Raw genomic sequence first — 25,997 nt, forward strand, 5'->3', positions numbered from 1 at the left:
GCGGAAAGCGCGCCTTGTCGACACGGAAAATCCCGGCGCAATATTACGAAATCCTTTGAGTTACAGGGTACTAGGCGCTGGGTACTGGGCGCTGGGTACTGGGCGCTGGGTACTGGGCGCTGGGTGCTGACAACTGACAACTGACAACTGACAACTGATTTTCTGCATTTTTCCATTCCGGCAGGAGGGGAATGGCGGGAGGAGCAGCGCATGAAAAAACGCATTCTCATCGCCGAAGACAATCCGCAACTGGCGGTGTCACTGAAGACTCTGCTGGAACGCCGCGGCCTGGACTGTGACATCGCTGCCGACGGAGTGAGCGCCCTGACCCGCATCGTCAGGCAGCCGCCCGACCTGCTGCTGCTCGATCTGCGACTGCCGCGACTGCACGGCATCGAGCTGCTGAAAAAGCTCCGCCAGAGTGACAAGACCCGCTCGCTGCCGGTAATTATCGCGACCGGCATCTACAAAGGTGACAAGTATCTTCAGGCGGCCCGCAAACTGGGCGTCCGCCATTACCTGGAAAAACCCTTCAAGGGGGCCGAACTGCTGGCCGCGGTCAAAGCCGAACTGCAGCCGGGAAAAACGGAGGGCCAACCCTTTGCCGCCATCCTCGCCGGCGCCTTCCTCGACCGCTTCAGTGGCCGGCTGCAGCTGCGGTCACCGCAACAGCACTGCAGCCTCGACCTGATCGACGGCCGCCCGGTCGCCCTTTCTCCGGGCATAACCCAGCCCGACTTCGGCAGCTGGCTGCAGAGCCGCGGTCTCCTGTCCGCCGAAGAATACGCCTGGTACAGGCACGCTGCCGAAGGCCGTCACACCGCCCTGGTTGAAATGGGTTGCCTCACCTATCCCGATCTGCTGCAGGAAAAACTCGCCTGGCTGAGTACCGAACTGGTGGCCGGCTTCACCCTCCCTTCCCCCGCAGTCAAACGCCATCCGTACCGGCTTCCGCCGCGACTGCAGGTGGTTGCGGTCAACGTCCCACGCATTCTCTACGAAGGTTTTCATCATCACCCGCCGACCGGCGACGGGCTGCTGGCACGGCACGGTGGCGAGTACGTCGCCCTGGCTGACAACTACTACCGATACGTCAACTTCCTGTGCCTGGAAGAGGAAGAAAAGAAACTTCTGCCGCGCCTCGACGGTCAACGGACGCTGCAGGAGGTCCTCGCGGGGCTCGACATCGGCCGGGCTCTGCTGCACACCCTCGACAAGCTGGAAATGATCCGCTTTGCCGCGCAACCGATCCCCGCCGCCGAGCCCGGAGAACGACCGGTCAGAACCCTGTTCAACGATCTCGAGATCGAAGCCGACGCCGTCGAAGAAAAACTGGAAAGCTTCGGTGATGTCCTCGGCGGCGAAGAGGAGTCCGCCGCGTTCGTCATGCCGGCGGAGAACGCCGCGTCAACTGAGAGCAGCGACAGTTCACTGGCCGCGGAAGTCCGCCGGGCCCATGCCGAACTGCAGGGCAAAAACTATTATGAAGTCTTCGGGCTGCGCAGCGGTGAGTTCTCCTTCGACCTGCTCAAACAACGCTACTTCAAACTGACCCGCAAATTCGGTCCGGAGACGCTGATGCAGCTCGGCGGAGAAGAAGCGGCACTGGTCGAAGAGATCCTGTCAACCGTCAGCAACGCCTACAACACCCTCTCTGACGTGGTTAAAAAGGAGAATTACGACCAGTTGCTCGGCTCGGACAAGATCGGCCTGGGGGAAGCGGGAGACGAACGGTTTCAGGCCCGGATCCAGTTCCAGTCGGGGCTGACCTTCCTTGCCATGGAGGAATGGGAGGAGGCCGAAAAGGCCCTGCAGGATGCCAGCAACATCGACACCAACAACGGCATCTATCTCGCCAACCTCGCCTGGGCGATCTACAAAAATCCCAATAACGCTCAGAGCCGGGCGATGCGTGACAAGGCGCGGCAGTTGCTGGCCCGCGCTCTGACCCTGGAGCGCAGCGGCGAAGGCTTCGCCTACAAGGGCTGGATGCACCTCGACGCCGGCCAGGATTCCCTCGCCGAGGCCGAATTCGGCAAGGCGCTGAAACTCGATCCCCGGCAGGTGCTCGCCCGTCGCGGCCTGAAACAGCTGCGGGAAAAACGGGAACAGGAAAAGAAAGGATTGTTCAAACGGATGTTCGGGTGAGAACAGTGTATGGGGGAACCGGGATAACGACTATCTGCCCAGCAGTTCATCCGGCCCGACAACCGGAAGGGTGGCCGGCTTGAAGTCCTTCTGATTCCGGGTCATGATCACATCAGCCTGAACCGCCTTTGCCGCCTCGTGCAGAACCGCATCTTCAAAATCTGCAAAACCTGACCGCAAAGCCCCCTCCAGAACCTGTCGCGTCACCGGAGCCACTTCACAGAGGCTGAGCAATTTGCCGACCGCGATCCTGGCCCGCTGCCCGCCAACCTCCCTGCCGACAAGATAGTGAATCGTTGTCAGGGTTGTAGCACACAAATACCCCTGCCATTGACAACGTTCGATGCGGGCAAAAACTTCGGCGGCGTCTGCGACAAAAGGTTCCCGGTCCAACAGCAGATCAAGCACCACGTTGGTATCGATCAGGACCTTCACCGGTGCTTCTCCTCAAGGTAACGTCGATAGTCTTCGCGACTCAAATCCCTGGAACCGAGAAATCCCTTGAGGGAAAGAGTTGTCGGGGGAAGTTGATCAGGATCAATGGGACGTTGCGAATCAAGACGCACGAAATATTCTGCAACCATCTGCGAAACCGATTTACCCCTTGCCCGGGCGGTTTTCTTGGCCCGGGCAATCAATTTCTCGTCAATACGTAAAGTCAGTTTTGTCTGCATGGCGGCCTCCATGACGTATATGTACAAACAAATAATACGTCAATGTAAACAGGGCGTCAACCTTAGCCCTGCCCTCAGCGGATCACCGCCAGGGCCCGCGCCAGGGTCCGGACCATCACCTGGCCGGCGACATCCAGCCCCGGCCCGAAACTGACCACCCCGTCCTCATGGCCGCCCATGACGATCAGCCCGCCGTCACGAACCGCCGGGTCGGCATAGAGACGCTGCATCTCGGCCGCCATCTGCGGGGTGCCGTAGGCAATGCGGTGATCGGTGACCGGCAGACCGAGAGTTACGGCCGCCTGCCAGATTTCCGGGGAATGGGCGTGTAGCACCGCCCGCAGCTGGTTGTCGGCGGCGTAGAGGGCGCCGTGGGTCAAGGATTCCGAGGAGGGCCTGAGCGGCCCGCTGGCACTGATGTGGTTGGTCTCGGGACAGCACTCGTCCACCAGGACGAAATGCTCCGGGGTCAGCTGTTCGAGCATGCCGGTCTGGCTGCCGCTGATGATGAACCGGCGCCGGCGGGTCTCACCGGCAAAGGCGCCGACCCGGCAGCTGACATTGCCGAACCCCAGTCCCTGGTAGCGGTCGGGATCCTGCCCGAGCAGACCGAGCCGACAAAGAATCTGCCGCCAGGCATTGAGGCCGGTCACCAGCTCCCGGGCCGGAGCCGGTCCCTGCCGGTAATCAAGCTCAAACTTGATGACTCCTTCACGATGATCACTCATCAGGACTCTCCTGTCCGCGGCAAACCGATGGTGAAGTAGAAACAGGCACCTTCCCCCGGCATCCCTTCAGCCCAGACATCACCGCCATGACGACGAATGATGCGCTGCACGATCGCCAGCCCGATTCCCTTGCCTTCAATCCCCGACTCCTCGTGCAGGCGGCTGAAAGGCGCGAATATGTCACCGGCAGCGGACGGATCAAAACCCCGACCATTGTCCCTGACATAGAAAGCCGGTCCTTTTTCGGTTTCGGTCCTGCCGACCTCGATACGCAGTTCACGATCGGCAACGGCATACTTGAGGGCATTCTGCATCAGGTTTTCCATCACCAGCCGCATCAGGTCGGGGTCGGCGGCGATCGTCAGTCCCCCCGAAGAGGGGCAGTTCAGCATGAACCCGCCATGAATCAGTTGCAGTTCATCCCTGACCTTCCCCGCCAGTACGGCGAGATCGACCGCATCGTAACGCAACGGCCGACAGCCGAACTGCGACAGGTTGAGCAGGGCATCGATGGTCTTGTCGATCCGCTCGGCTCCCTCGACCACATGCTGGAGAGGTATCTGGTCTTCATCCCGGTTCCGCCGCGCCTTCTCCAGCAGCACCTGGCCGAGGCCGAGAACCGCCGAGAGAGGATTGCGCAGGTCGTGGGAGACCATGTAGTTGAAAGCCTTCAGCTCACGGTTGGCCTCTTCAAGCATCCGTGTCCGCTCCCTGACCTTGCGTTCCAGAGAGGCATTCAGGTCGCCGATTTCCTGGCGGCTGGACTGCAGCTGTTCAGCCATCAGGTTGAGCGACCGGGCCAACTCGGTGAATTCGTCCCGCCCGACGACCTCGACCCGATGGTCCAGGTCCCCGGACTGGAAGGCCGCGATACCGACCCGCAGCCGATCGAGAGAACGCAGCAGGTCGCGCACCCAGCGAAGCGACTGCACGATAATGAGCAGCAACAGAACGGCAAAGGCGGCCACCCCCACCTGGTTGGTGACGGTCGACGTCTGATGGATACTCTCGACTCCGCTCTTGAGCGATGCCATCACCGCCGGTCGCAGGTTCCCCTGGATCAGTCCCTCGATCCGGTGAACCACGCTCTTGAGCGCCTCGTCCGCTTTCTCGACCGGTACCGGCAGCAGGGCCTCGCCGACCAGTTCCCGCAGCAGTGAGTAACCCTCTTCGACAGCCTTCACCTTGTCCAGGTCGAGGGACCGCGCGCGATCATCAATATCCAACCGCAGCCGCTCCAGCGACTGCCCCTGCCAACGGCTGAGGGCATCTTCCGTCAGGGCAAAGAGTTCCTGGAAACGACCCAGGTCTTCTTTCTGGCCGTTGACGCGGTAGGCCTGCAGGACCGCAAACTGGCGGTTGAGCAGGGCATAGACGTGGTTACCGTCAATGACGAAGGCGAGATCGGCATTGATGTCACGAATCCGCTGCCGGGCCCCGGCCTGCATCCAGGGGAAAAAACCGAGGGTTTCTTCAAGATCGACATACGCCTCCTGGACTTCACCGACCCCGTCTTCAGCGGCCTCCTCAAGGCCGGGAAAAAGCTGATCCCCGAGCAGCACGCGGGCCGTTTCGGTCAGACGGCGGACATAGGAATCAGCCTTCAGCAGCTCACGGCTGCGCTGCCGCCAGAGATTGTAGAGCTCGAACAGGCTCCTGACCCGGGCGAGGTCATCATCCTCGCCGACGACACCGAGAGCGCGCTGGCGTTCAATCACGACCAGGGCCCGTTCGAAAGCGGCGATAACTCTTTGCTGCCGCCGGTCGAGGGTCTTGCCGGGCAGCGTCCCTCCTCCCGCCAGGCTCGACCAGAGGAACCGCTGTTCACTGGAAAGGGCGAGGTCGATATCGGCCACCGCAATCAGGTAGTCGGTGGCCGGAGTAAAATAACGCAGTTTCTGCTGCACACGGTAGGTCCCCAGGAACAGGTAGCAGGCACCGACCCAGAGGATCAGGCAGAGCAGGGAGGTCTGGAGAATGATCTTACTTTTCAGCGTCATGAACAACGAATCGCGGAGGAGTGGGGTTTGACGGGAAGTGTAGCAGAGAAAAGAGAAGGCCGCTGAAAAATATCGACATCACTCCGCCTGCAGCCGCGGGTCGATCACCGCCCGCAGGTGACCTTCGCGATCACGGCCGACCGCCTGGGTAACGCCGATGGTGCCGCGCGTCTGCAGCCGGTGACCGGCTTTTTCCAGCACTCTGCGCACCGGCAGAGACAGCCGCCGCTCAACCCGCAGTCGATCGGGACGCCACTGGTGATGAATGCGGGGCGCCGCAACCGCAGCGGAAAGGGACATCCCGAGATCAAAACGGTTGATCAACACCTGGACAACCTGGCTGATGATGGTCGGTCCGCCGGCGGCACCAAGGGCCAGAATCGGCTTTTCCCCCCGCAGAACCAGGGTTGGGCTCATACTCGACAGCGGTCGTTTGCCGGACGCGACACTGTTGGCCTCGGCACCGACCAGGCCGAAACTGTTGGGCACCCCCGGAGCCACGGCAAAGTCATCCATCTCATTGTTGAGAACGATGCCGCTGCCCGGCACCACAACCTTGGCCCCGAAGCTGGTATTGAGGGTCGCGGTGATGGCGACCCAGTTGCCGGCCCGGTCGGCAGCGGCGATGTGGGTGGTGTGGTGTTCAAACAGGTCGTTCGCTGCCCGTGGTGGCGTACCGGCCACCGGCACCGGGGTTGCCATCTCGGTATCGATTCCGGCAGCCAGTTCCGCAGCATAGCCCTTGTCCAGCAATCCCCGCGGCACCGGAACAAAATCAGCGTCCCCGAGCCAGAAGGCGCGGTCGGCAAAGGCCCGCTTCTCGGCCTCGGCAACGAGATGCAGGCGGGTACCTGCCGGCAACCGGGCGAGGGGAAAATACTGCAGGATATTGAGAATTTCGGCAACGAGAACTCCTCCCGAGGAAGGCGGCGGAAAACCGACGATGGTCAGTCCGCGGTAACCGCTGCGGATCGGCTGGCGGTGAACGGGGCGATAGTCTGCCAGGTCGGCGAAACGCAGCACTCCGCCGTGAGCGCGCATCCAGCGATCCAGAGAACGCGCATAGGCGCCGCGGTAGAACCAGTCAATTCCCTCACGGGCGATACGGCGATAACTGGCGGCGAGATCGGGCTGAAGCAGACGATGCCCGGCCGGCCAGGGACGCCCCCGGCGATCAAGGAAGATCGCCGCGCTGCCGGGGTCACGTTTCAACCGTCCGGCGACCCGCCGCAGGCGGTCCGCGTAGCGCCCATCGATCAGGAAACCCTGCTCCGCCAGATCGGCGGCAGGTTTGATCAGGTCGGACAGCTTTTTTGTTCCGGCCTTGTCGAGCAGCAACCGGTAAGCGGCCAGAGCCCCCGGCGTACCGACCGCCAGCGGCCCGTGGCGCGACAACTCGGGATCAGCCTCGCCGTTGTGAAGGAACATCTCGCGATCGGCCAGCCGCGGTGCCGTTTCACGTCCGTCGATCGCCAGCAGTTCGCCCCCGGAGGTCCGCACCAGGATCAGGCAGCCGCCACCGATTCCGGAATTATAGCCATCCACCACACCCAACGTCAGCGCCGCGGCAACGGCGGCGTCCACCGCGTTGCCGCCGCCGCGCAACACCCGCATTCCGGCACCCACCGCCAACGGATGGACAGCAGCCACGACGCCGAACGGCTCCTCGGCAGCAACCGGAAACACCGGGGCTGACGGCACAACTGGAGAAATTTTTTCGAGCGGTTCAAGGGAGATGTCCGGCGTCACCACGGGTGGTCGCTCGTCCGGCGGCACCTGACCTGGAGGGATCACTTGCGCGGCAGACGGTTCGTTCGGAACAGGGAAGGACGGTTCAGAGGTCGGCGGCAGAGGCTGCGGAGCGTGACAGGCCGCGATCGATAACCCCAGGACCAGCAGCAGACAGCAGAAACGACGCATATCAACCTCGCAACGCATCCGGCAGCGCGGTTGCGTCGGGAATCCAGGCAAGCCGCCGGACGGCATACAGACCGACCAGAATCGCTTCGGCGGCATCATGCCGCAGCGAGGTCGGACGCTTCAACCCCGACCAGGCGATCACCTGCCGAGCCAGCTCGTCGGCATGACGTTTGGCGTCAACGCCGCAGCGCTGCTGACGCGGCAGCAACAGGTCCCGGCGCCACTGCTCGGCACTGAACTGCAGAATCTCCAGCCGCTGACGTTCGGCTTCCCGACGCCAGATCTCGGCCAGGGGGCCGCCCCCCTCCATAACCAGGTGAGAGAGGTTGGGGATCGCGGCAACAATACCGGGGATGGCCCGCCGCAATCGTCCCGGCCGACCGAAGTTGCTGGAACGGTACCAGAGCAACCGCCCCTCCCGGCCATAACAGGCCAGCCCGGTGCGCAGACCAAGGTCAACGGCCAGCAGGGCCATCCGGCTCAATCCACCAGTTCGACCCGGGCAAAGCCGCCGCCGGGCGTCTGCAGATTGGTCACCTGGCCCCGGTAGAGACGGGCGGCGATGCCGATCGCCCGGTCCCGGTAGGCGAAAACCCGGTAATCGGTCTTGAACCGCTCATCTCCGCCGTCGGTCATCGACGGCGGCACCTCGGCCTGCACCAGGGTCTCCGCCGGCGGCAGGACGGCAAACCGCTTGCGGGTGATGGACCGGCCGCTGAGCACCCCCTTGCCGCCATAACGCCCGACCGGCTTGAAAATCATTTTCTTGCGGTCGCTCCAGGCATTCTCGGGGTCAAGATCCGCCAGCAGTCGGCTCCTAGGCACGCAGCATTGAATCAACTCACGATCTTCCGGGCGCAGGCCATAACCGGCCAGGCGCTCCGGATCGGACCAGAGCACCATGCGCCGCTTGTCGGCCAGCAGTCCGTAGGCGCGCGGATGGGGCGACAGGCAGATTCGCCCGGCCAGGTAGGCCCGGCGCAACCCGGCCATGGCCTCGCTTTCAAGGTAGAAATCGCAATGCCGGTTGTAGATGAAATCGACCCTTTCTCCGGCCAGGAACACCCCCTCCGCGGAGGCCTCCAGTTCCTCCGGATCGGCAATGTCGCAACTGAGTCCGGCCTGGATGAAAAGGCTGCGGCAACAGACCATCTCGGGGTAGAGATGCTGCTCTTCGGGCTTCTCGTCCAGAATCACCAGCCGCCGCGGCCGAGGCGACTGCCCATCGCTGAAGGCCCGCCAGTCCCGCCAGAAGGTTTCCAGCAGTCGGCGCGGGAACGGCCCCGGCGGCGGGCATTTGCCGATCTGGTCCGGATGGGCGGCGAAATAGGCATACATGGCGCCGCCGGCATTGGTGTTGACTTCGATCAGTCGCGGACCATCATCGCTCAGGTGAAAATCGTAACCCATCATCACCGCGTCGTGCCCGGGATCGAAGCGGGCCGATGCCGGCAGTTCGACCTCGACCTCGCGGCGATAGGCCGGGCAGGCCTGCAGCCGATAAAGGGCACGCATACATCCCAGCAGCTGTCGAAGCTGCTGCCGGGAGATGAAGGCGGGATGGGAACTGATGGCGGTGGGAGAAAACGTCATGGGGCATCCGGGGCTGAAGGGAAGAATGTAACAAGTGAGACGTTAGATGAGAGATGTGAGACGCGAAGGCAAAGCGAAAAACTCATTTTGCGGATCTTATTTCTGGCATCTCACATCCTGTCTCCCATCTTACCCCTTGGCCACCGATTCCGCCAGCAGTTCGATGGTGTGACGCGCGCGCACCTTCGAGCGCCGGTTGTCGAGACCGCCGGCGATCTGCAGAAGGCAGCCGGGACAATCCATGGCGACGCAGGTCGCGCCGGACTGCTCGATATCACGCAGCTTGTCGTCGAGAATCGTGCGGGCGATCTCCGGGTGACTGGAGAAGGAATAGCTGCCGCCGAAACCGCAGCAGCGGTCGGCATGGGCCATCTCGACCAGTTCCCGGCCACTCTGTTCGAGCAGCGCGCGCGGTTCCCGCCAGACCCCGGCACCGCGCTTGAGGTGGCAGGAATCGTGGTAGGTGACCTTCTCGGCCGCTTCGCCCAGCAGCTCTTTCGCGTCGAGGTACTGGTGGATCAGGCGGGCGACATCGATGGTCTTCGCCGCCAGGTCCTCGGCGCGGGCCGCCCAGGCCGGGTTATCCTTGAGCTGATCGACGAAATCACGCTGCAGGGCCATGGTGCAGGTCGGGCAGGTGGTGACGATGAAATCGGGGGAGTCCGCGAGCAGCGCCTCGATATTCTGCCGGGCCAGTTCGGTGGCGGTCTCCCGGTCGCCGGAATAGAGGGCCGGGACACCGCAGCAGTTCTGCTGTTTCGGAAAAGTGACCCGCACCCCGAGGCGGTTGAGGACCTTGACCAGGGACTCGCCCATCTCCGGGTAGACGAAGTCGTTGAGGCAGCCGGCGAAGAAAGCAACGGTGTATTTCGGCTTCTCGACCCGTTGCGGGATGTCGGCGAAACTGTCGCGCAGCGGCTTGTCGGCGATGGCGGGAAGACTGCGCCATTCGGTCAGGGAATTGAAGAACAGCGGCAGATGACGGATAATTCGCTCGCCCCTGGTGACCGGCTTCTGCAGCCTGGCGGCGGTGCGCAGCAGGGTATGGAACAGCGCCCGGTTGCGCAGCACCTTGCGGAACACCAGCGACTTGGCTGCGCCGACACCCTCTTCGTCGCCAATGGCCTCACGCAGATGGAGGATAATGTCTTCGAGATCGATCTGCGACGGGCAGACACTGACGCAGGCGCGGCAGCCGATGCAGGCCCGCACCAGCTCGGCGGCGTTGTCGAGGCCATGATAGAAGGCGGTGAGGATGATGCCGATGGCACCGATGTAGATGTGGCCGAAGACATGCCCGCCGACACTCTGGTAGACCGGGCAGACGTTGGCGCAGGCACCGCACTTGATGCAGCGCAGAGCGTCCCGGCATTTGTCCGACTCGGCCAGAGCGCCGCGGCCGTTGTCGAGCAGCACGATGTGCAGTTCCTTCTCGCCGTCGTCGCAGGGCACCGCGCCGCGGATCCAGCTGACGTAGGAAGTGAGCTGCTGACCGGTGGCGTTGCGCGGCAGCACCTGCAGCACTCTGGCGGCATCTTCCAGGGTCGGCACCAGTTTCTCGATACCGACCAGGGCGACATGAATCTTCGGCAGGGTGGTGGCCAGCCGGGCATTGCCCTCGTTGGTCACCAGGGCGATACCTCCGGTTTCGGCGATCGCCAGGTTGGCCCCGGAGATCCCCATGTCGGCATCAAGATAGCCCTGGCGCAACTGCTCGCGGGCGACCTGAACCAGGTGTTCGATCTCGGCCGGTTCCTCGCGGCCGGTCTGTTTGCTGAACAGCTCGGCGACCTCTTCCTTGAACATGTGAATCGCCGGCATCACCATGTGGCTCGGCCGCTGTCCGGCGAGTTGGATGATCCATTCACCGAGATCGGTCTCAAGCGCCTTCGCCCCGGCCTTTTCGATCGCCCGGTTGAGGTGAATCTCCTCGCTGGCCATGCTCTTGCTCTTCACCACCAGCCTGACGCCCCGCTCGCGAACCAGATCGGCGATGTAGCGGTTGGCATCCTCGGCGGTTTTCGCCAGGAAAACCCTTGCTCCGGCGGCTTCGGCGTTGGCGATGAACTGCTCCTGCAGCTGCTGCCGATCAACCAGAACACGATCCTTCATCTGCGCCACATCCGCGCGCAACTGTTCGAAATCAAAACCCTCGAAGGCCTTTTCCCGCGCCAGCAGGTAGGCATCGCCGAACTGGTGCAGCGCCTGTTGCAGTTTCGGAGTCGCCAGCGCCTGATCGACGCGCTGCTTGTATTGTTTTGTGCGTGTTTTCATAACGCCTCACAATCGTTTTTCACCACAGAGTCACAGAGAACACAGAGAAAATCTTTGGGCCACTCGCTCGCTCTGCTCGCTAAAGACGCCAAGGTCACCAAGAGAACCTGCAAGTTTTTGGGTGAAAACAGAATCTTCATGCTTTTCCTGGCGCTCTCGGCGCCTTGGTGGCCTTCAAAGGTTTTTACCTCTCACCTCGAGCCTCTGGCCTCGTGCCCTGCGCGAAGCGCCCTACATCTCCAGAGGATCGTCCGACAACCCTTCCAGCAGCAGAATATACAGTTCCTTCGGGCCGTGTACGCCGATGGTCAGGACCCGTTCGATGTCAGCGGTGCGCGACGGACCGGTGATGTAGGCAAGATAGTTCTGCGGCTGTTGCTGGTGAAACTGCCGCAGCAGCGGAGTGGCCGCCACCAGGTCAGGGATGATTTTCTTCGGATCGAGCAGGGCGACGTGGCGCTCCGGCAGGGTGCTGGCGAGACGGATCGGCTCGGGGGTGCTCTCCAGCACCAGGGTTCCGGTCGCCGCCAGAGCAAAGTTGACGCCGGTGATGCCGAGGGCGGCAGTCGCCGCGCCGGCGCGCAGGTCACCGGTAAGCAGCTCAATGCCGAATCCGGCCAGTCCCGCAGCCAGACCGAGACGTTCGCCGCTCGGAAAGGCGGGCAGGGCGACGGGACCGGTCACCAGCTCGCGAATCATCCCCAGCGCCTGCTCAGATCCCGCGGGGCGCAGGATTTCGGCGCCGACCGCTTCGGCGGCAGCGCAGAAAGTCCGGATCAGGTTTGTCTCGTTCATGGACACCTCAATCACAATTGGTCTTACCAATAATTGGTCTTATCATATTCAGGACAAAATCCCGGGTCAAGAAAAAATTCAAAACATCGTTTTCTCGACACCTCCCCAATACCCTGTAACTCATAGGATTTCGTCATATTGCGCCGGGATTTTCCGTGTCGACAAGGCGCGCTTTCCGCTGCATAGCCGTAGCTATGAAGCGGTGAAGACTAGCTTTACTTCATCTATTGATTCATAAATGAATCAATGAATTATTTCTGAATCATGGTTGCTTTTGCCGGAAAAAAGAGGCATAAATCACCAATATCCGGCAACCGTTGATTCACAAATGCGTCAAACAGTCTTGCCAGAAACCGCTGCCGATTGACAACTCGTTGTTATTGCTGACTTTTTCAGCTCCGGAACGGGACTTGCTGAAGCAAGTGGAAACACCTTTCATCCCGACCTGAATCCGGGGCCTGTTCAGGCAGGTCTAACACAAGGAGTGTAACTGATGAAACCGATTTTTCATGATGCAGCCAAGGCCCTGGAGGGCCTCACCAGCGACAACATGACCGTGGCGGCCGGCGGCTTCGGACTCTGCGGGATTCCCGAAAACCTGATCACCGCCCTGCGCGACTCAGGCGCCAGAGGACTGACAGTGATCAGCAACAACGCCGGGGTTGACGACTTCGGTCTCGGCCTGTTGCTGCAGACGCGACAGATCCGAAAAATGATCTCCTCCTACGTCGGCGAGAACGCCACCTTTGAAAAACAGTTCCTCGACGGCGACCTCGAACTGGAACTGACCCCGCAGGGCACCCTGGCCGAGAAACTGCGGGCCGGCGGCGCCGGCATTCCGGCTTTTTTCACCCGCACCGGTTACGGCACCAAGCTGACCGAAGGCAAACCGGTGCAGCGTTTCGGCGACAAGGATTATGTCCAGGAAGAAAGCCTGACCGCCGACCTGGCGATCATCAAGGCCTGGAAGGCGGACAAGGCCGGCAACCTGATCTTCCGCAAGACTGCCCGCAACTTCAACGCCGCCTGCGCCAAGGCCGGCCGGGTCACCATCGCCGAGGTCGAACAGATCGTCGAAGCCGGGGAACTCGATCCCGACCAGGTCCACCTTCCGGGCGTCTATGTCGACCGCATCCTGCTCGGCGCCTCCTTTGAAAAACCGATCGAACAGCGCACCCTGGCGGTAAGCGGCACCGGCGGAGCAGGAATCAAGCCGGAACGGGAATGGATGGCGAAACGGGTCGCCCGCGAACTGACCGACGGCGCCTATGTCAACCTCGGCATCGGCATGCCGACGCTGGTCGCCAACTTCATCCCCGCGGACGTCGACATCATCCTGCAGTCGGAGAACGGCCTGCTCGGCATCGGCCCCTTCCCCACCGAGGAGCAGGTCGACGCCGACCTGATCAATGCCGGCAAGCAGACCATCACCACCATCGACGGCGCAGCCTTCTTCGATTCCGCCGAGTCCTTCGCCATGATCCGCGGCGGCAAGGTCGACCTCTCGGTCCTCGGTGGCATGCAGGTCTCCCGCACCGGCGACCTGGCCAACTGGATGATTCCCGGCAAGATGGTCAAGGGCCCGGGCGGAGCCATGGACCTGGTTTCCGGGGTCAAGAAAGTGGTGGTAATGATGGACCACTGCGCACGGGACGGCAGTCCGAAAATTCTCCCGGAATGCAGCCTGCCGATCACCGGCAAGAATGTCGTTGACCTGCTGGTCACCGACAAGGGGGTGTTCGAGGTGGATGCCGAAAAAGGCCTGACCCTGATCGAGATCTCCCCCTTCAGCTCGCTGGAGGAACTGAAGGCGTGTACCGGCTGCGAGTTTGCAGTGAACCTGTAACCTTCATTGCAACGCAGAGGCGCAGAGGGGGAGAAAACACGGTGAGCGATTTTTCTCCGCGGCTCTGCTCCTCTCCGTCTCTGCGTTAAACAGACAGCCATGCCCCACCACCCCGACAACCTGCCGCCCCTCGACCGGGAACTGCTGGAACTGACCTTCGACCATGTCGCCAACGGCATCTACCTGGTCGACGGCGAGGGGACCACCATCCGGGTCAACCGGACCTTCGAGGAGATGAGCGGCTTTTCCAACGCCGAGCTGGTCGGTCGCAATCTGCGCGACATGGTCGGCCCGGACCGCGAATTCTCCGGCAGCGCCTCGCTGCTGGTCCTGGAGAAAAAGAAGCCAGTGACCGCCACCTACTCGACCAGCACCGGCCGCAAGCTGCTGGTCAGGGGAATTCCGCTGTTCCACGACGACGGCAGCATCCGCCTGATCATCAACACCATCTGGGACCTGACCGTGGTCTCCTACAGCCGGGCGGTCGACGCCGACACCGCCCGCGACGCCATGCCCGAAGAAGAGGACCTGGTCACCTGTTCACCCCAGATGCAGCAGGTCCTCGACCTCGCCCTGCGGGTGGCACCCACCGACTCGACCCTGCTGCTGAGCGGCGAATCCGGAGTCGGCAAGAGCCTGCTCGCCAGGCTGGTGCATCGCGCCAGCGAACGGCGCAAAGGGCCCTTTCTGCAGGTCAACTGCGGCGCCATCCCGGAGACCCTGCTTGAAGCCGAGCTGTTCGGCTATGCCCCCGGCTCCTTCACCGGCGCCGACCGCAAGGGCCGCGACGGGCGCTTCACTCTGGCCGACGGCGGCACCCTGTTCCTCGACGAAATCGCCGAACTGCCCCTGCATCTGCAGTCGAAACTGCTCGGCGTGCTGCAGGAGCGGGAGTTCTTCCGCATCGGCGGCAACCGGGCCGAAAAGGTCGATGTCCGGGTGATCGCCGCCAGCAACCGCAACCTGCTGGAGATGGTCGCCGCCGGCCGCTTCCGGGAAGACCTCTACTACCGCCTTAACGTGGTACCGATCACCCTGCCGCCGCTGCGCCGACGTCCAGAGGATATCCCGCTGCTGGCCGACGCCTTTGTCGAACGCTTCAACCGCAAATACCGCAGTTTCAAACAGCTCTCACCCCCGTTGCTGTCCCGCCTGGAGCAGCTCCCCTGGCGGGGCAATATCCGCGAACTGGAAAATTTCATCGAACGGCTGGTGGTCACCTCGACGGAAACCGTCCTCACCCCGGAGAACTGCGGTCTGCCGACCGCCCCGGCCAACGGGCAGGGCAGCCTGAAACGCCAGCTGGAAAACCACGAGGCGGAGATCCTGACAAGGGCCTGGGAGAAACACCGCACCACCCGCCGGGTCGCCACCGCCCTCGGCATCAGCCAGGCGACCGCGGCACGCAAACTGCGCCGGCACAAGATCGGCGAACCGATTGACAACCCGGAGAGCTCCCGCCTTCCGACATAGGCGCGTTTCAATTCAGCGGAATCTTGTATCTGCTCATCTTTTTGTAAAGCACGGTCCGGTGAATACCGAGCAGCTTCGCCGCCCGGGCCTTGTTGTTGCCGCTGACTTTCAGCGCGTTGCGCAACGCCTCGCGCTCTGCCTCGGCCACAACTTCCTGGAGACTCCATTGCGTCCCCCTCGCCCTGACGGCGACCGGGCGGCTCAGATAAAAGGGCAGGTCACAGGCATCGATACTGTCCCCCTCAATTGTAAAAACCGTTCTTTCCAGAACATTCAGCAATTCCCGGATATTGCCGGGCCAGTGATAATTTGCCAGGACACGCTCTGCCGCTTCGGTCAATCGATAGTGTGAACCGGGATGATTTCCGGCAATCTTGTCCAACAGGTGCCGGGCCAACGAGACGATATCCCCCTTCCGTTCCCGCAGCGGGGGGATATTGAGCGAAACGACATTCAGCCGATAGAAGAGATCCTCCCTGAACTCTTTCTGCCTGACCATCTCCGCAAGATCCCGATTGGTCGCGGCAATAATCCTGAAGTCGCTCCTGATCACCTGATTACCGCCGACCCGCTCGAAAACCTTCTCTTCCAGCACCCGCAGCAACTTGGGCTGCAGGTCGAGCGGCATCTCGCCGATCTCATCCAGAAACAGGGTTCCGCCATCAGCCAGCTCGAACTTTCCCGGTTTTCCACCCGAACTTGCGCCGGTAAAGGCGCCACCGGCATAACCGAACAGCTCCGACTCGAACAGTTCCTTGGGAATGGCGGCACAATTGATATTGATCGACGGACCGCGACGCCTGGGGCTGGACTGGTGAATCGCCTGGGCAAACAATTCCTTGCCGGTTCCCGATTCCCCCGTCAGCAAAACCGGCAGGTCGGTCAGGGCGGCCTTGCGTGCCTCCTCTTTGAGCGCGAGCAGGGCAGGACTGGAACCGTAGATGCTGTCAAAACTGTAGCGGGCGGCACGCAACGAGGTCAGCTCCTTTTCATAGAGCTTCAGTTTCGATTCCAGCACGCTCAGGTTTCTCGCCAGCCGACCGACATCCCCGACCTCCTTGAACATTAATTGGCCGAAAACCGCGACGACCTTGCCATTTTCGAAAATCGGGATGCGCTGGACCACCATGTCATGGCCCTTGGCGGTAAAGATTTCATTGATTTCGGCCTTGCCGGTTTTCGCGACAATATGCATGCGGCTGCTGGCCAGAATTTCGGTGACATGCCTGCCGATCGCGTCCTCCCCCTCAATCCCCAGGAACTTCGCGTAAGGCCGGTTGAAATACAGGATATAGCCATCGGCATCCGTCACCACCGCCCCGTTTTCGATATGATCGAAAATCAGGTCGGCCATCTTCAAACGATCGCCAAGCCCGCGCAGCTGTTCAGACAACCCCCGTGGCAGATCTTCTTCAAAACCCTTCAAATCCTGTCCCTCTCTCTCAAAATTAAACGGCTTTTTATTTTATCCCAATCATACGGCAAACATAAAGCTGTAGTCAATCGCCTACATGTCGCCCGACAACGACATTTTCAGGTCCACGGGCAAGGAGACCCAAGCATATCGACGACCATGAACAACATCTCGTTTTTACAGTATTTACAGTGCTTGCAACGAACTCCATGATCACTTTTCAGGACTGGCACGGCCATTGCCTTATGAACGATGGAAAGATGAACATAACGTTGTTTTGTCAAAAGGGAAATTTAATGAAACACCGGCCACAGGAGGAGAACAAAACCCATGCCTGAACAGCAAGTTGCCCTGATAACCGGTGCCGGCGGCGGCATCGGATTGGCGGCGGCGGAAGCATTGGCCGCCTCCGGCCGCACCGTGGTCCTGGCCGACATCAACCAGGAGGCGGGAGAAGCGGCCGCGCGACGCCTCAACGGCACCTTCATCGCCGCCGACCTGAGCAACCGTCAAGGATGCAGGGTGCTGACCGACATGGTCCTCGACCGCTTCGGCCGTTGCGACATCCTCGTCAACAACGCCGGCATCCAGCATGTCGCCGCCATCGAGACGTTTCCCGAGGATAAATGGGATTTCATCATCAACCTGATGCTGACCGCCCCCTTCCTGCTGACCAAACACCTCTGGTCGAGCATGCGTGAACATGGCTGGGGGCGGATCATCAACATCAACTCGGTCCACGGTCTGCGCGCCTCGGAATTCAAGGCCGCCTACATCAGCGCCAAACATGGCCTGGCCGGCCTGACCAAAACGGCCGCGCTCGAAGGCGGACCGCAGGGGATCACGGTCAATTCGATCTGTCCGGCCTATGTCCGCACCCCGCTGGTTGATGCCCAGATCGACGACCAGGCCACGACCCACGGAATTCCGCGCAACGAAGTCATCGACGCGATCATGTTGAAAAAAGCGGCCGTTAAACGCCTCATTGAACCGGGCGAGATCGGCAACCTCGTCACCTATCTCTGCTCCGATGCCGCGGCCTGCATCACGGGATCAATGCTGACCATCGACTGCGGCTGGACCGCCGGCTGACTGACGGAACCGACGCCTCACCGTCGCGGGCCCGTCCGCCATGATGACCGGGTCCAACGGCAGAAACGGTGACGACTTCGTTGCACCATGTATCTTTTTACTTGTTCCACCCCGAGGAAACAACCGCCGCTATGAGCGCAGAATACATTCTTGAAACGCGTGACCTAACCAAGGATTTTTCCGGGTTCACCGCCGTCAGTGAAGTCAACCTCAAGGTCCGGAAAGGTTCGATTCACGCCCTGATCGGCCCCAACGGCGCCGGCAAGACGACAGTATTCAATCTGCTGACGAAATTTCTCATCCCCTCATCGGGGAGCATTCTGTTCAAGGGCAGGGACATCACCCGGGAAAAACCGGCCGATGTCGCCCTGCGCGGGATCATCCGTTCCTTCCAGATTTCTGCCGTCTTCCCGAAACTGACCCCTTTCGAGAATGTCAGAATCGCGCTGCAGCGTCGACTCGGCACCTGCTATCACTTCTGGAAACCGGTATCGAGTCTCGACATCCTGACTGAACAGGCCTTTGAACTGCTGGATTCCGTCGGCCTGAAAGAGTTGGCCCATCACCATACCGAGGAGCTTGCCTACGGACAGAAACGGGCCCTGGAAATCGCCACGACCCTGGCCCTTGACCCCGAGTTGATGCTCCTCGATGAGCCAACCCAGGGAATGGGTGCTGAAGACGTGGGGAAAATCACCGAACTGGTGCGCAATGTGGCGCAAAACCGTACCATCCTGATGGTCGAGCACAACCTGAAGGTGGTTGCGAGCCTGGCGGACCGGATCACGGTACTGCAACGGGGGTCCATCCTGGCTGAAGGTGAATACGACGAAGTCTCGCGAAATCCGCAAGTCATGGAAGCCTACATGGGGAGCGTGCATGCCTGAAACCCAGACTCAAGAACTGCTTTCCGTATCGAACCTGCACGCCCACTACGGCGAGTCGCACATTCTGCACGGCATCGACTTCTCGGTGCGCCGGGGTGAGCTGGTCACCCTGCTCGGCCGCAACGGGGCGGGCAGAACCACAATTCTCAAATCGATCCTGGGGCTGGTGGGGCGTCGTTCCGGCTCAATCCGCATCGCGGGGAAGGAAACGATCAAGCTCCCCCCTTACCGCATCGCCCGATTGGGGGTGGGGTACTGCCCCGAGGAACGGGGGATTTTCTCCCGGCTCACCGTGGAGGAAAACCTGCTGCTGCCTCCGGTCGTGAAAAGCGGCGGGATGTGCCTGGAGGAAATCTACACGCTCTTTACCAACCTGCTGGAACGCAGAAAGAGCATGGGCACCAGTTTATCCGGGGGAGAACAACAGATGCTGGCCATGGCCCGCATTCTGCGCACCGGTGCCGACCTGCTGCTGCTCGACGAAATCACCGAGGGGCTCGCGCCGGTCATTGTTCAGGCCCTTGGAAAACTGATCCGTCAACTCAAGGAACGCGGATTCACCATTATTCTCGTCGAACAGAATTTTCATTTTGCCGCAGACCTGGCCGACCGTCACTACGTGGTTGACCACGGAAATATCGTGGAGATGATTCCAATGGAGGCCCTGGGAGCGAGCATGGAACGGCTCAGCGGCTATCTCGGGGTTTAACGCAAGATTCATTCAATGAAAAAAGGAGCGTCATCATGAAAAAAAGGCTTATGCAGTTTGTCACGTGTACAACCATTCTCGGCATGGCCATGGTCGCCGGCGCTGCCGGCATTTCCACGGACGTCGTAAAAATCGGCGTGCTTACCGACATGTCGGGGGTCTATTCCGCCATCGGCGGCAAAGGGAGCGTGACCGCCGCGAAAATGGCCATCGCGGACTTCGGCGGCAAGGTTCTCGGCAAACCGATCAAACTCATCTCCGCCGACCATCAGAACAAAGCGGATATCGCCTCGACCAAGGCGCGGGAATGGGCCGACACCGATCATGTCGACATGATCACCGGCCTGCTCAACTCAGGATGCGCCCTGGCAGTCCAGAAAATCGGTACGGAGAAAAAGGTGATCTCCATCGCCACCGGCGCGGGCAGCACCACACTGACCAATGAGCACTGCAGCCCCTACGGTATCCACTATGTCTACGACACCTATGCTCTTCCCAAGGTCGCCGGTGGCGCCATCGTTGATACCGGCGGCAAGAGCTGGTTCTTCCTCACCGCCGACTATGCCTTCGGCCATTCCCTGGAAAAGAACACCGCCGCGTTTGTCAAGGCTCACGGAGGAAAGGTTCTCGGGCAGGTCCGCCATCCCCTGGCCACCTCGGACTTCTCCTCCTACCTGCTGCAGGCCCAGGCTTCCGGAGCCAAGGTTATCGGCCTGGCCAACGCCGGCGGAGATTTCATCAACGCCGTCAAACAGGCGCGTGAGTTCGGTATTGTTCAGGGCGGGCAGACAATCGCCGGGATGCTGGTTTTCCTGAGCGATGTCAAAAGCCTCGGTCTCGACGTCGCCCAGGGGATGAATTTCGCGACCAGCTTCTACTGGGACCGCAACGAGGCTTCCCGCAAATGGTCCAAGCGCTACTTTGCCAAGACCGGCTCCATGCCGACCATGAACCAGGCCGGGGTCTACTCCGCCGTCACAACCTATCTCAAGGCGATCAAGAAAGCCGGCACCGACAACCCCGACGCCGTCATGAAGACGATGCGCGGCATGAAAATCAATGATTTCTTCTCCATCAACGGCCACCTGCGCGCCGATGGTTCCATGGTCCACGACATGTTCCTGGTCGAAGTGAAGAAACCTTCCGAATCGAAGGCACCCTGGGATCTGCTCAAGGTCATCAAACAAGTGCCTGGCGACGAGGCGTTCATGTCCCTTGCCGAAGGCAGCTGCTCCATGGTGAAGAAATAATAAATCACGATCAACAGGGTTGGCGGCCCCGGCGCGAAGCCCGCTTCGCGCCGGGGCCGGACAGCAAACCCGGAGAGCCCGCAATGCATCTATCCTATCAAGTCGTACTGGCGCAACTGATGCTCGGACTGAATATCGGCGCCTTTTATGCCATTCTCAGCCTGGGGCTGGCCGTTATTTTCGGATTGCTGAACATTATCAACTTCGCCCACGGCGCCCTTTACATGCTCGGCGCCTTCGTGGCCCTGCTCGGCTACAACGAACTGGGCCCGCTGCTGGGCATGCCGGACTTTCACATGAACTACTGGACGGCCCTGCTCGTCGCCCCCCTGGTGGTCGGGTCGCTGGGGGTTCTCATCGAAAAAACCATGCTCAGACGCCTGTACAAGGTTGACCACCTGTACGGCCTGCTGCTCACGTTCGGGCTGGCATTGATCCTTCAGGGAGTATTTACAAATTACTTCAATGTTTCAGGGATTTCCTATAACGGCAAACCGGAAATCCTGCGTGGGGCGGTCAACCTGAAATTCATGATGTTCCCCACCTACCGACTCTGGTCGATCGCCATCTCGCTCGCGGTCTGCTTCGCCACCTGGTTCGTGATCGAACGCACCAAGCTCGGATCCTATCTCCGTGCCGGCACGGAAAACCCCAGCCTGGTGCAGGCCTTCGGCATCAACGTCCCGCTCATGATCACCCTGACCTACGGCTTCGGCGTGGGGATGGCGGCCTTTGCCGGAGTGGTGGCGGCGCCGATCTATTCGGTCAGCCCCATCATGGGTTCTGAATTGATCATCACCGTCTTTGCCGTGGTCGTCATCGGCGGCATGGGTTCAATCATGGGCTCGATCTGTACCGGGCTCTCCCTCGGCATGCTCGAAGGGTTGACGAAAGTGATCTATCCTCCAGCCGCCAACACGGTGATCTTCTTCATGATGATACTGGTGCTGCTGGTAAAACCGGAAGGCCTCTTCGGCAAGGAACAGTGAAGGAGATATCCGTGAACCGTAAACTGTGGGCAGCATTGTTTCTGGCGGGACTGGCGGCTCCCTTCCTGATCTACCCGGTGTTCGTGATGCAGCTGCTCTGCTTCGCCCTGTTCGCCTGCGCCTTCAACCTGTTGATCGGCTATACCGGGCTGCTCTCCTTCGGCCACGCCGCGTTTTTCGGCGGAGCCGCCTATGTCACCGGCTACCTGGTCAAAAACGCCGGACTGACTCCGGAACTCGGGGTGATCGTCGGAACCCTGGCCGCCGGACTGATGGGATATATCTTCGGCATCCTGACCATCCGCCGCCAGGGGATCTATTTCGCCATGATTACCCTGGCCCTGGCCCAGGTGATCTATTTTATCGCCCTGAAAGCGCCTTTTACCGGCGGCGAGGACGGCCTGCAGGATGTCCCTCGCGGCATGTTCCTGGGGCTGGTCGACCTCGGCCACACGTATCATGTCGCCGGCAAACCGCTGGAGCTCAACCTCTACTATTTCGTTTTCATTATCTTCTGCATCGGCTTCTGGATCATCCACCGGGCAATCCACTCCCCGTTCGGTCAAATCCTCAAGGCCATCCGGGAAAACGAACCGCGGGCGATCTCCCTGGGATACAAGGTGGAACGCCTCAAGCTGCTGGCCTTTGTCATCTCAGCGTCGCTGGCCGGAACGGCCGGCGCAACCAAATCGCTCGTCTTTCAACTCGCTTCGCTGACCGATGTCAGCTGGCACACCTCCGGAGAAGTGGTCCTGATGACCCTGCTCGGGGGACTCGGCACGGTACTCGGCCCCGTGGTGGGAGCCTTCACCGTGGTCGCGCTACAGGCGGAACTGAGCGCTTTCGGCTCATGGGTCACCGTGGTCATCGGCATCACCTTCGTTGTCTGCGTTCTGTCTTTTCGGCGCGGCTTTGTCGGCGAAGTGCTTGAAAAAATCAGGACCCGACCGCCCAAACCGAACGACTGATAAACATGATGCTTTCGCAAAAAAGCATCATGAGTGTTGGATAAGCAAAAAGCGCCGGCAGCAAGGCGCGCGATTGTCAAGCAATGAGGCGTACTTACGTACGTCGAAGCAGCGAGACAAGCGCAGCTTTGCTGCTGCTGGTGAGTTTTTGCGACGCCATCAAACATAACCCGAGGGAGAAACCTGACGATGGAGAAAACGGCCGTCATCGGCGCCGGCATCATGGGACGCGGAATCGCTCTGGTTTATGCCCTGCACGGTTGGTCCGTCGCCCTGCATGACACCAGCGGGGAAGCCCTGGAACAGGCGAAAACCCTGATCGGAACCGATCTGACGCTGCTCGCCGACGAAGGACTGATCTCCGCCGCTGAGTGTCAGGCGACACTGGACAACATCACTCCCACCGCCAGTCTCAAGGAAGCTGTCGGTGATGCCGGGTTCATCACCGAGGCCGTGCCGGAACAACTGGCCTTGAAATGGCAGATTTTTTCCCGCATCGAGGCCCACGCTCCAGCAACGGCGATCATCGCCTCCAACACCTCGACCCTGCCGTTGAGCGAACTGAGCAGGCAGCTGGCCCAACCGGAACGGATGCTCATCACGCACTTTTTCAACCCCGCCCACCTGGTGCCGCTGGTGGAGATCGTCAGGGCGGAGAACACTCCGGAGGAGACCCTCACGACCCTTTTGAATCTGTTGCGTCGGGCGGGGAAAACTCCGGTGGTCCTCAAGAAAGAAGTTCCGGGATTTATCGCCAACCGCCTGCAGGCCGCCATCCTGCGCGAAGCCCTGCACCTGGTTGAAAGCGGCGTGGCGAGCGAACAGGATATAGACCTGGCGGTGACCGCCGGTCCCGGTTTCCGCTGGTCGGTCATCGGCCCGCTGGAGACAGCTGATTTCGGCGGCCTGGACACCTGGCAGAGCGTCATGAAAAACCTTGCCCCCGAACTCGACTGCACGCCCACCACGCCTGCGGTCCTCAAAGAGATGAACCGCCGGGGGGAACTCGGCGTCAAAACCGGTCAGGGGTTCTATGCCTACCCGGACCGGCAGACCATCGCCGACAAAATTCGCTTTCGCAACCTGGCGTTCATCCGACTCCTGAAACAGCATCGTCAAGAGTGAGCATTCTGCCCACGGCTTCCTTCGGACCATGCCGGGCTCCCTCCTCCCTGCGCCTGTCACCCCCGCCCCTTCTGCACGATTGCAATTCAACATTTTCGTCTGACCTTCCAGAACACCTCATCTCGCAAAGCACCCTTCCAAAATCAATTGGCCTGACACCCTCCAACCACTCCAATATCAGCCACAACCCACTGAATATACAAATAAAAGAACGTCGTTTTATTTTCCCTTGACTGTCTTGTGAAATTGTCCTAGCCTTTTGTTTCAACAATTGGTCTTACCATTGACTGGTCTACCAAGCACCGCCACCATCAGGCAGACATTGAGATCTGCCACTCAACACCCCAAGAGGAGGAGCCCCATGAAGAAACTGAGACTGTTGATCGGCCTGGCGATCGCCATCAGCCTGGCCCTCGCCCCCGGCGCCTTTGCCGCCAAACGCGCCAAGTTCGGCGAAGACACCCGCCACACCGCGGTCAAGAAGGAGTTGCGCCGCATCAAGACCTCGGATGAAAAGATCCGCTGGAAGATGGTCATGCCCTGGAGCAAAGGGCTGCTGTTCTACGACATGGCCCAGCACTTCGCCGACTCGGTGAAACTCGCCTCGGGAGGCCGGCTCGATATCAAGGTTTTTTCCGCGGGGGAACTGGTCGGAGCGATGGAGACCTTCGACGCCGTCTCCAAGGGCGCGGCCCAGGTCGGACACGACTGGCCCGGCTACTGGAAAGGCAAAAACGAGAATTTCGTTTCCTTCGCCTCGGTCCCCTTCGGCCTCGACACCGAAGGCTACAATGTCTGGCTTTATGAGCGCGGCGGACTGGAACAGATGCAGGAACTCTACGGCCGCTACAATCTGGTCGCCTTCCCCTGCGGCAACGGCGGCCAGGAGATGGGCTTCTTCTCCAACAAAAAAGCCACCAGGATGGAAGACTTCAAGGGGATGCGCGTCCGAACCCCGGGCTGGTACATGGACATCATGAACAGCCTCGGCGCCTCGGTCTCACCGTTGCCGGGCGGCGAGGTCTACCTCGCCCTGGAGCGCGGCGTGATCGATGCCGCCGAATTCTCCGCCCCCGCCATCAACTACCCGATGGGCTTCGACGAGATCACCAAGTACGTCATCGAGCCGGGCGTCCATCAGCCGTCGGTGCAGTGCTCGGTGTTCTTCAACAAGGACGCCTGGGACAAGCTGCCCGCCGATCTGAAGTGGATCGTCAAGATCGCCGCCAAAGAGACCCAGCTCTGGTCCAACGCCTGGATCGAGAACCTCAACGTTCAGGCGATCAACAAGTTCAAGGAAAAAATCGAATTTGTCCGCATGGACGATAAGACCCTCAGCGCCTTCGCCAGGAAGACCAAAGAGTATCTGGAAACGGTCAAGGCCAAGAACCCCGATGTCAAGAAGACCCTCGACTCCCAGGAACAGTTCAAGAAGGATTTTGCCGCCTGGCGCGAGGAACGCGCCGGCGTGGTGCCCTGGCCGATCGATGACTACATCGCCGGCAAACACAACTGAGCAGCCGCAACGGAACTGTCAAAACGGGCGGGGGCGATCGGGCCCCCGCCCCTGTGCTGCATCGCAGAAACGAAAGAGGATCACATGAATCCCCTAGCAAACGGCATCAACCGCCTCTGTGAAACGACCGGCAAGCTGACCAGCTTTCTCGCCCTGCCACTGGTTCTGGTCGTGGTTTACGAAGTTTTCATGCGCTACGTCTTCAACGCCCCGACCTCCTGGGGATTTGAGGCTACCACCTTCATCTACGGCATCCACTTCATCCTCGGCCTCAGCTACACCTACAAACACAACGGCCACGTCGCCATCGACGTCTTCGAAGCCCGGCTCCAGCCCCGCACACGCGTCATCCTGCGCATCATCGTTTCCCTGGTGCTGTTCATCCCCACGGTGGGGCTGCTGGCGACTTACGGCATTATCTACGCGGCCAGTTCCTGGAGTCAGTGGGAACACGCATCAACCTCGTGGGCTCCGGCGATCTACCCGTTCAAATCGATCATGGCACTCGGTTTTGTTCTGCTTTTCCTGCAGGGCGTCGCCAAACTGATCGAAGACTTTAAATCCCTCGGCCAAAACGGCCACTGACGGTCTGGAGA

General features: G+C 60.7%; 22 protein-coding genes. 12 read left to right on the top strand and 10 right to left on the bottom strand.

Annotated features, from left to right (window positions below):
- Nucleotides 1–210: 210 nt before the first annotated feature.
- The gene (locus B5V00_RS14400) at nucleotides 211–2,148 is read left to right on the top strand and encodes a response regulator (RefSeq protein WP_085011521.1); all 1,938 of its coding nucleotides are present in this window, start codon (nucleotides 211–213) and stop codon (nucleotides 2,146–2,148) included.
- 30 nt (nucleotides 2,149–2,178) lie between these two features.
- Here the strand turns inward: B5V00_RS14400 and B5V00_RS14405 are convergent, their stop codons facing one another.
- The 9 genes from B5V00_RS14405 to B5V00_RS14445 form a co-directional block, all read right to left on the bottom strand.
- Nucleotides 2,179–2,583: a PIN domain-containing protein gene (locus tag B5V00_RS14405; protein WP_085011522.1), complete on the bottom strand. Its 405-nt coding sequence runs from the start codon at nucleotides 2,581–2,583 to the stop codon at nucleotides 2,179–2,181.
- The gene (locus B5V00_RS14410; RefSeq protein WP_085011523.1) at nucleotides 2,580–2,822 is read right to left on the bottom strand and encodes a DUF6364 family protein; all 243 of its coding nucleotides are present in this window, start codon (nucleotides 2,820–2,822) and stop codon (nucleotides 2,580–2,582) included. Before B5V00_RS14410 ends, B5V00_RS14405 begins: the two co-directional genes overlap by 4 nt.
- 74 nt (nucleotides 2,823–2,896) lie before the next feature.
- A complete protein-coding gene (locus B5V00_RS14415; RefSeq protein WP_085011524.1) occupies nucleotides 2,897–3,550 on the bottom strand; it encodes a class II aldolase/adducin family protein in 654 nt (217 codons plus the stop codon).
- Complete coding sequence (locus tag B5V00_RS14420) at nucleotides 3,550–5,550, bottom strand: sensor histidine kinase (RefSeq protein WP_085011525.1); 2,001 nt, start codon at nucleotides 5,548–5,550, stop codon at nucleotides 3,550–3,552. The genes B5V00_RS14415 and B5V00_RS14420 overlap by 1 nt, the downstream gene beginning before the upstream one ends.
- A 78-nt stretch (nucleotides 5,551–5,628) precedes the next feature.
- Nucleotides 5,629–7,470: a gamma-glutamyltransferase gene (gene ggt, locus B5V00_RS14425; protein WP_172399771.1), complete on the bottom strand. Its 1,842-nt coding sequence runs from the start codon at nucleotides 7,468–7,470 to the stop codon at nucleotides 5,629–5,631.
- 1 nt (nucleotide 7,471) lies between these two features.
- Complete coding sequence (locus tag B5V00_RS14430) at nucleotides 7,472–7,945, bottom strand: hypothetical protein (RefSeq protein ID WP_085011527.1); 474 nt, start codon at nucleotides 7,943–7,945, stop codon at nucleotides 7,472–7,474.
- 5 nt (nucleotides 7,946–7,950) lie between these two features.
- Nucleotides 7,951–9,063 (bottom strand): hypothetical protein, encoded by a 1,113-nt coding sequence (locus B5V00_RS14435; protein ID WP_085011528.1) that lies wholly within the window; start codon nucleotides 9,061–9,063, stop codon nucleotides 7,951–7,953.
- A 129-nt stretch (nucleotides 9,064–9,192) separates the two neighbouring features.
- Entirely contained in the window at nucleotides 9,193–11,337 is a 2,145-nt protein-coding gene (gene ldhH / locus B5V00_RS14440) for an L-lactate dehydrogenase (quinone) large subunit LdhH (RefSeq protein WP_085011529.1), read from the bottom strand.
- 231 nt (nucleotides 11,338–11,568) lie between these two features.
- Nucleotides 11,569–12,132, bottom strand: a complete 564-nt coding sequence (locus B5V00_RS14445) for a LutC/YkgG family protein (protein WP_085011530.1) — start codon at nucleotides 12,130–12,132, stop codon at nucleotides 11,569–11,571.
- A gap of 493 nt (nucleotides 12,133–12,625) precedes the next feature.
- On the opposite strand from B5V00_RS14445, the gene B5V00_RS14450 reads away from it, so the two are divergent.
- Nucleotides 12,626–13,978 carry a 3-oxoacid CoA-transferase gene (locus B5V00_RS14450; protein WP_085011531.1) on the top strand — a complete coding sequence of 451 codons (1,353 nt, stop codon included), beginning with the start codon at nucleotides 12,626–12,628 and terminating at the stop codon, nucleotides 13,976–13,978.
- 99 nt (nucleotides 13,979–14,077) lie between these two features.
- The gene (locus B5V00_RS14455; protein ID WP_085011532.1) at nucleotides 14,078–15,451 is read left to right on the top strand and encodes a sigma-54 interaction domain-containing protein; all 1,374 of its coding nucleotides are present in this window, start codon (nucleotides 14,078–14,080) and stop codon (nucleotides 15,449–15,451) included.
- Nucleotides 15,452–15,458: 7 nt separating this feature from the next.
- On the opposite strand, the gene B5V00_RS14460 is transcribed toward B5V00_RS14455, so the two are convergent.
- Entirely contained in the window at nucleotides 15,459–16,877 is a 1,419-nt protein-coding gene (locus B5V00_RS14460) for a sigma-54 interaction domain-containing protein (protein ID WP_245803989.1), read from the bottom strand.
- A 318-nt stretch (nucleotides 16,878–17,195) separates the two neighbouring features.
- Here B5V00_RS14460 and B5V00_RS14465 point away from each other — a divergent pair, with 318 nt between their 5' ends.
- The 9 genes from B5V00_RS14465 (at nucleotide 17,196) to B5V00_RS14505 (ending at nucleotide 25,986) form a co-directional block, all read left to right on the top strand.
- Nucleotides 17,196–17,957, top strand: a complete 762-nt coding sequence (locus B5V00_RS14465) for a 3-hydroxybutyrate dehydrogenase (RefSeq protein WP_085011533.1) — start codon at nucleotides 17,196–17,198, stop codon at nucleotides 17,955–17,957.
- Nucleotides 17,958–18,088: 131 nt separating this feature from the next.
- Entirely contained in the window at nucleotides 18,089–18,844 is a 756-nt protein-coding gene (locus B5V00_RS14470) for an ABC transporter ATP-binding protein (RefSeq protein ID WP_085011534.1), read from the top strand.
- A complete protein-coding gene (locus B5V00_RS14475) occupies nucleotides 18,837–19,553 on the top strand; it encodes an ABC transporter ATP-binding protein (protein ID WP_085011535.1) in 717 nt (238 codons plus the stop codon). The genes B5V00_RS14470 and B5V00_RS14475 overlap by 8 nt, the downstream gene beginning before the upstream one ends.
- A gap of 35 nt (nucleotides 19,554–19,588) precedes the next feature.
- Nucleotides 19,589–20,803, top strand: a complete 1,215-nt coding sequence (locus B5V00_RS14480) for an ABC transporter substrate-binding protein (protein ID WP_085011536.1) — start codon at nucleotides 19,589–19,591, stop codon at nucleotides 20,801–20,803.
- A gap of 83 nt (nucleotides 20,804–20,886) precedes the next feature.
- A complete protein-coding gene (locus B5V00_RS14485) occupies nucleotides 20,887–21,792 on the top strand; it encodes a branched-chain amino acid ABC transporter permease (protein ID WP_085011537.1) in 906 nt (301 codons plus the stop codon).
- Between the two features lie 5 nt (nucleotides 21,793–21,797).
- Nucleotides 21,798–22,760: a branched-chain amino acid ABC transporter permease gene (locus tag B5V00_RS14490; protein ID WP_425432588.1), complete on the top strand. Its 963-nt coding sequence runs from the start codon at nucleotides 21,798–21,800 to the stop codon at nucleotides 22,758–22,760.
- 189 nt (nucleotides 22,761–22,949) lie between these two features.
- Nucleotides 22,950–23,885: a 3-hydroxyacyl-CoA dehydrogenase family protein gene (locus tag B5V00_RS14495; protein WP_085011539.1), complete on the top strand. Its 936-nt coding sequence runs from the start codon at nucleotides 22,950–22,952 to the stop codon at nucleotides 23,883–23,885.
- A gap of 361 nt (nucleotides 23,886–24,246) precedes the next feature.
- Nucleotides 24,247–25,401 (top strand): TRAP transporter substrate-binding protein, encoded by a 1,155-nt coding sequence (locus B5V00_RS14500; protein WP_085011540.1) that lies wholly within the window; start codon nucleotides 24,247–24,249, stop codon nucleotides 25,399–25,401.
- A gap of 84 nt (nucleotides 25,402–25,485) precedes the next feature.
- Nucleotides 25,486–25,986 carry a TRAP transporter small permease subunit gene (locus B5V00_RS14505; RefSeq protein WP_085011541.1) on the top strand — a complete coding sequence of 167 codons (501 nt, stop codon included), beginning with the start codon at nucleotides 25,486–25,488 and terminating at the stop codon, nucleotides 25,984–25,986.
- Nucleotides 25,987–25,997: the final 11 nt, after the last annotated feature.

Source organism: Geothermobacter hydrogeniphilus (assembly GCF_002093115.1).
Taxonomy (GTDB): Bacteria; Desulfobacterota; Desulfuromonadia; order Desulfuromonadales; family Geothermobacteraceae; genus Geothermobacter_A; species Geothermobacter_A hydrogeniphilus.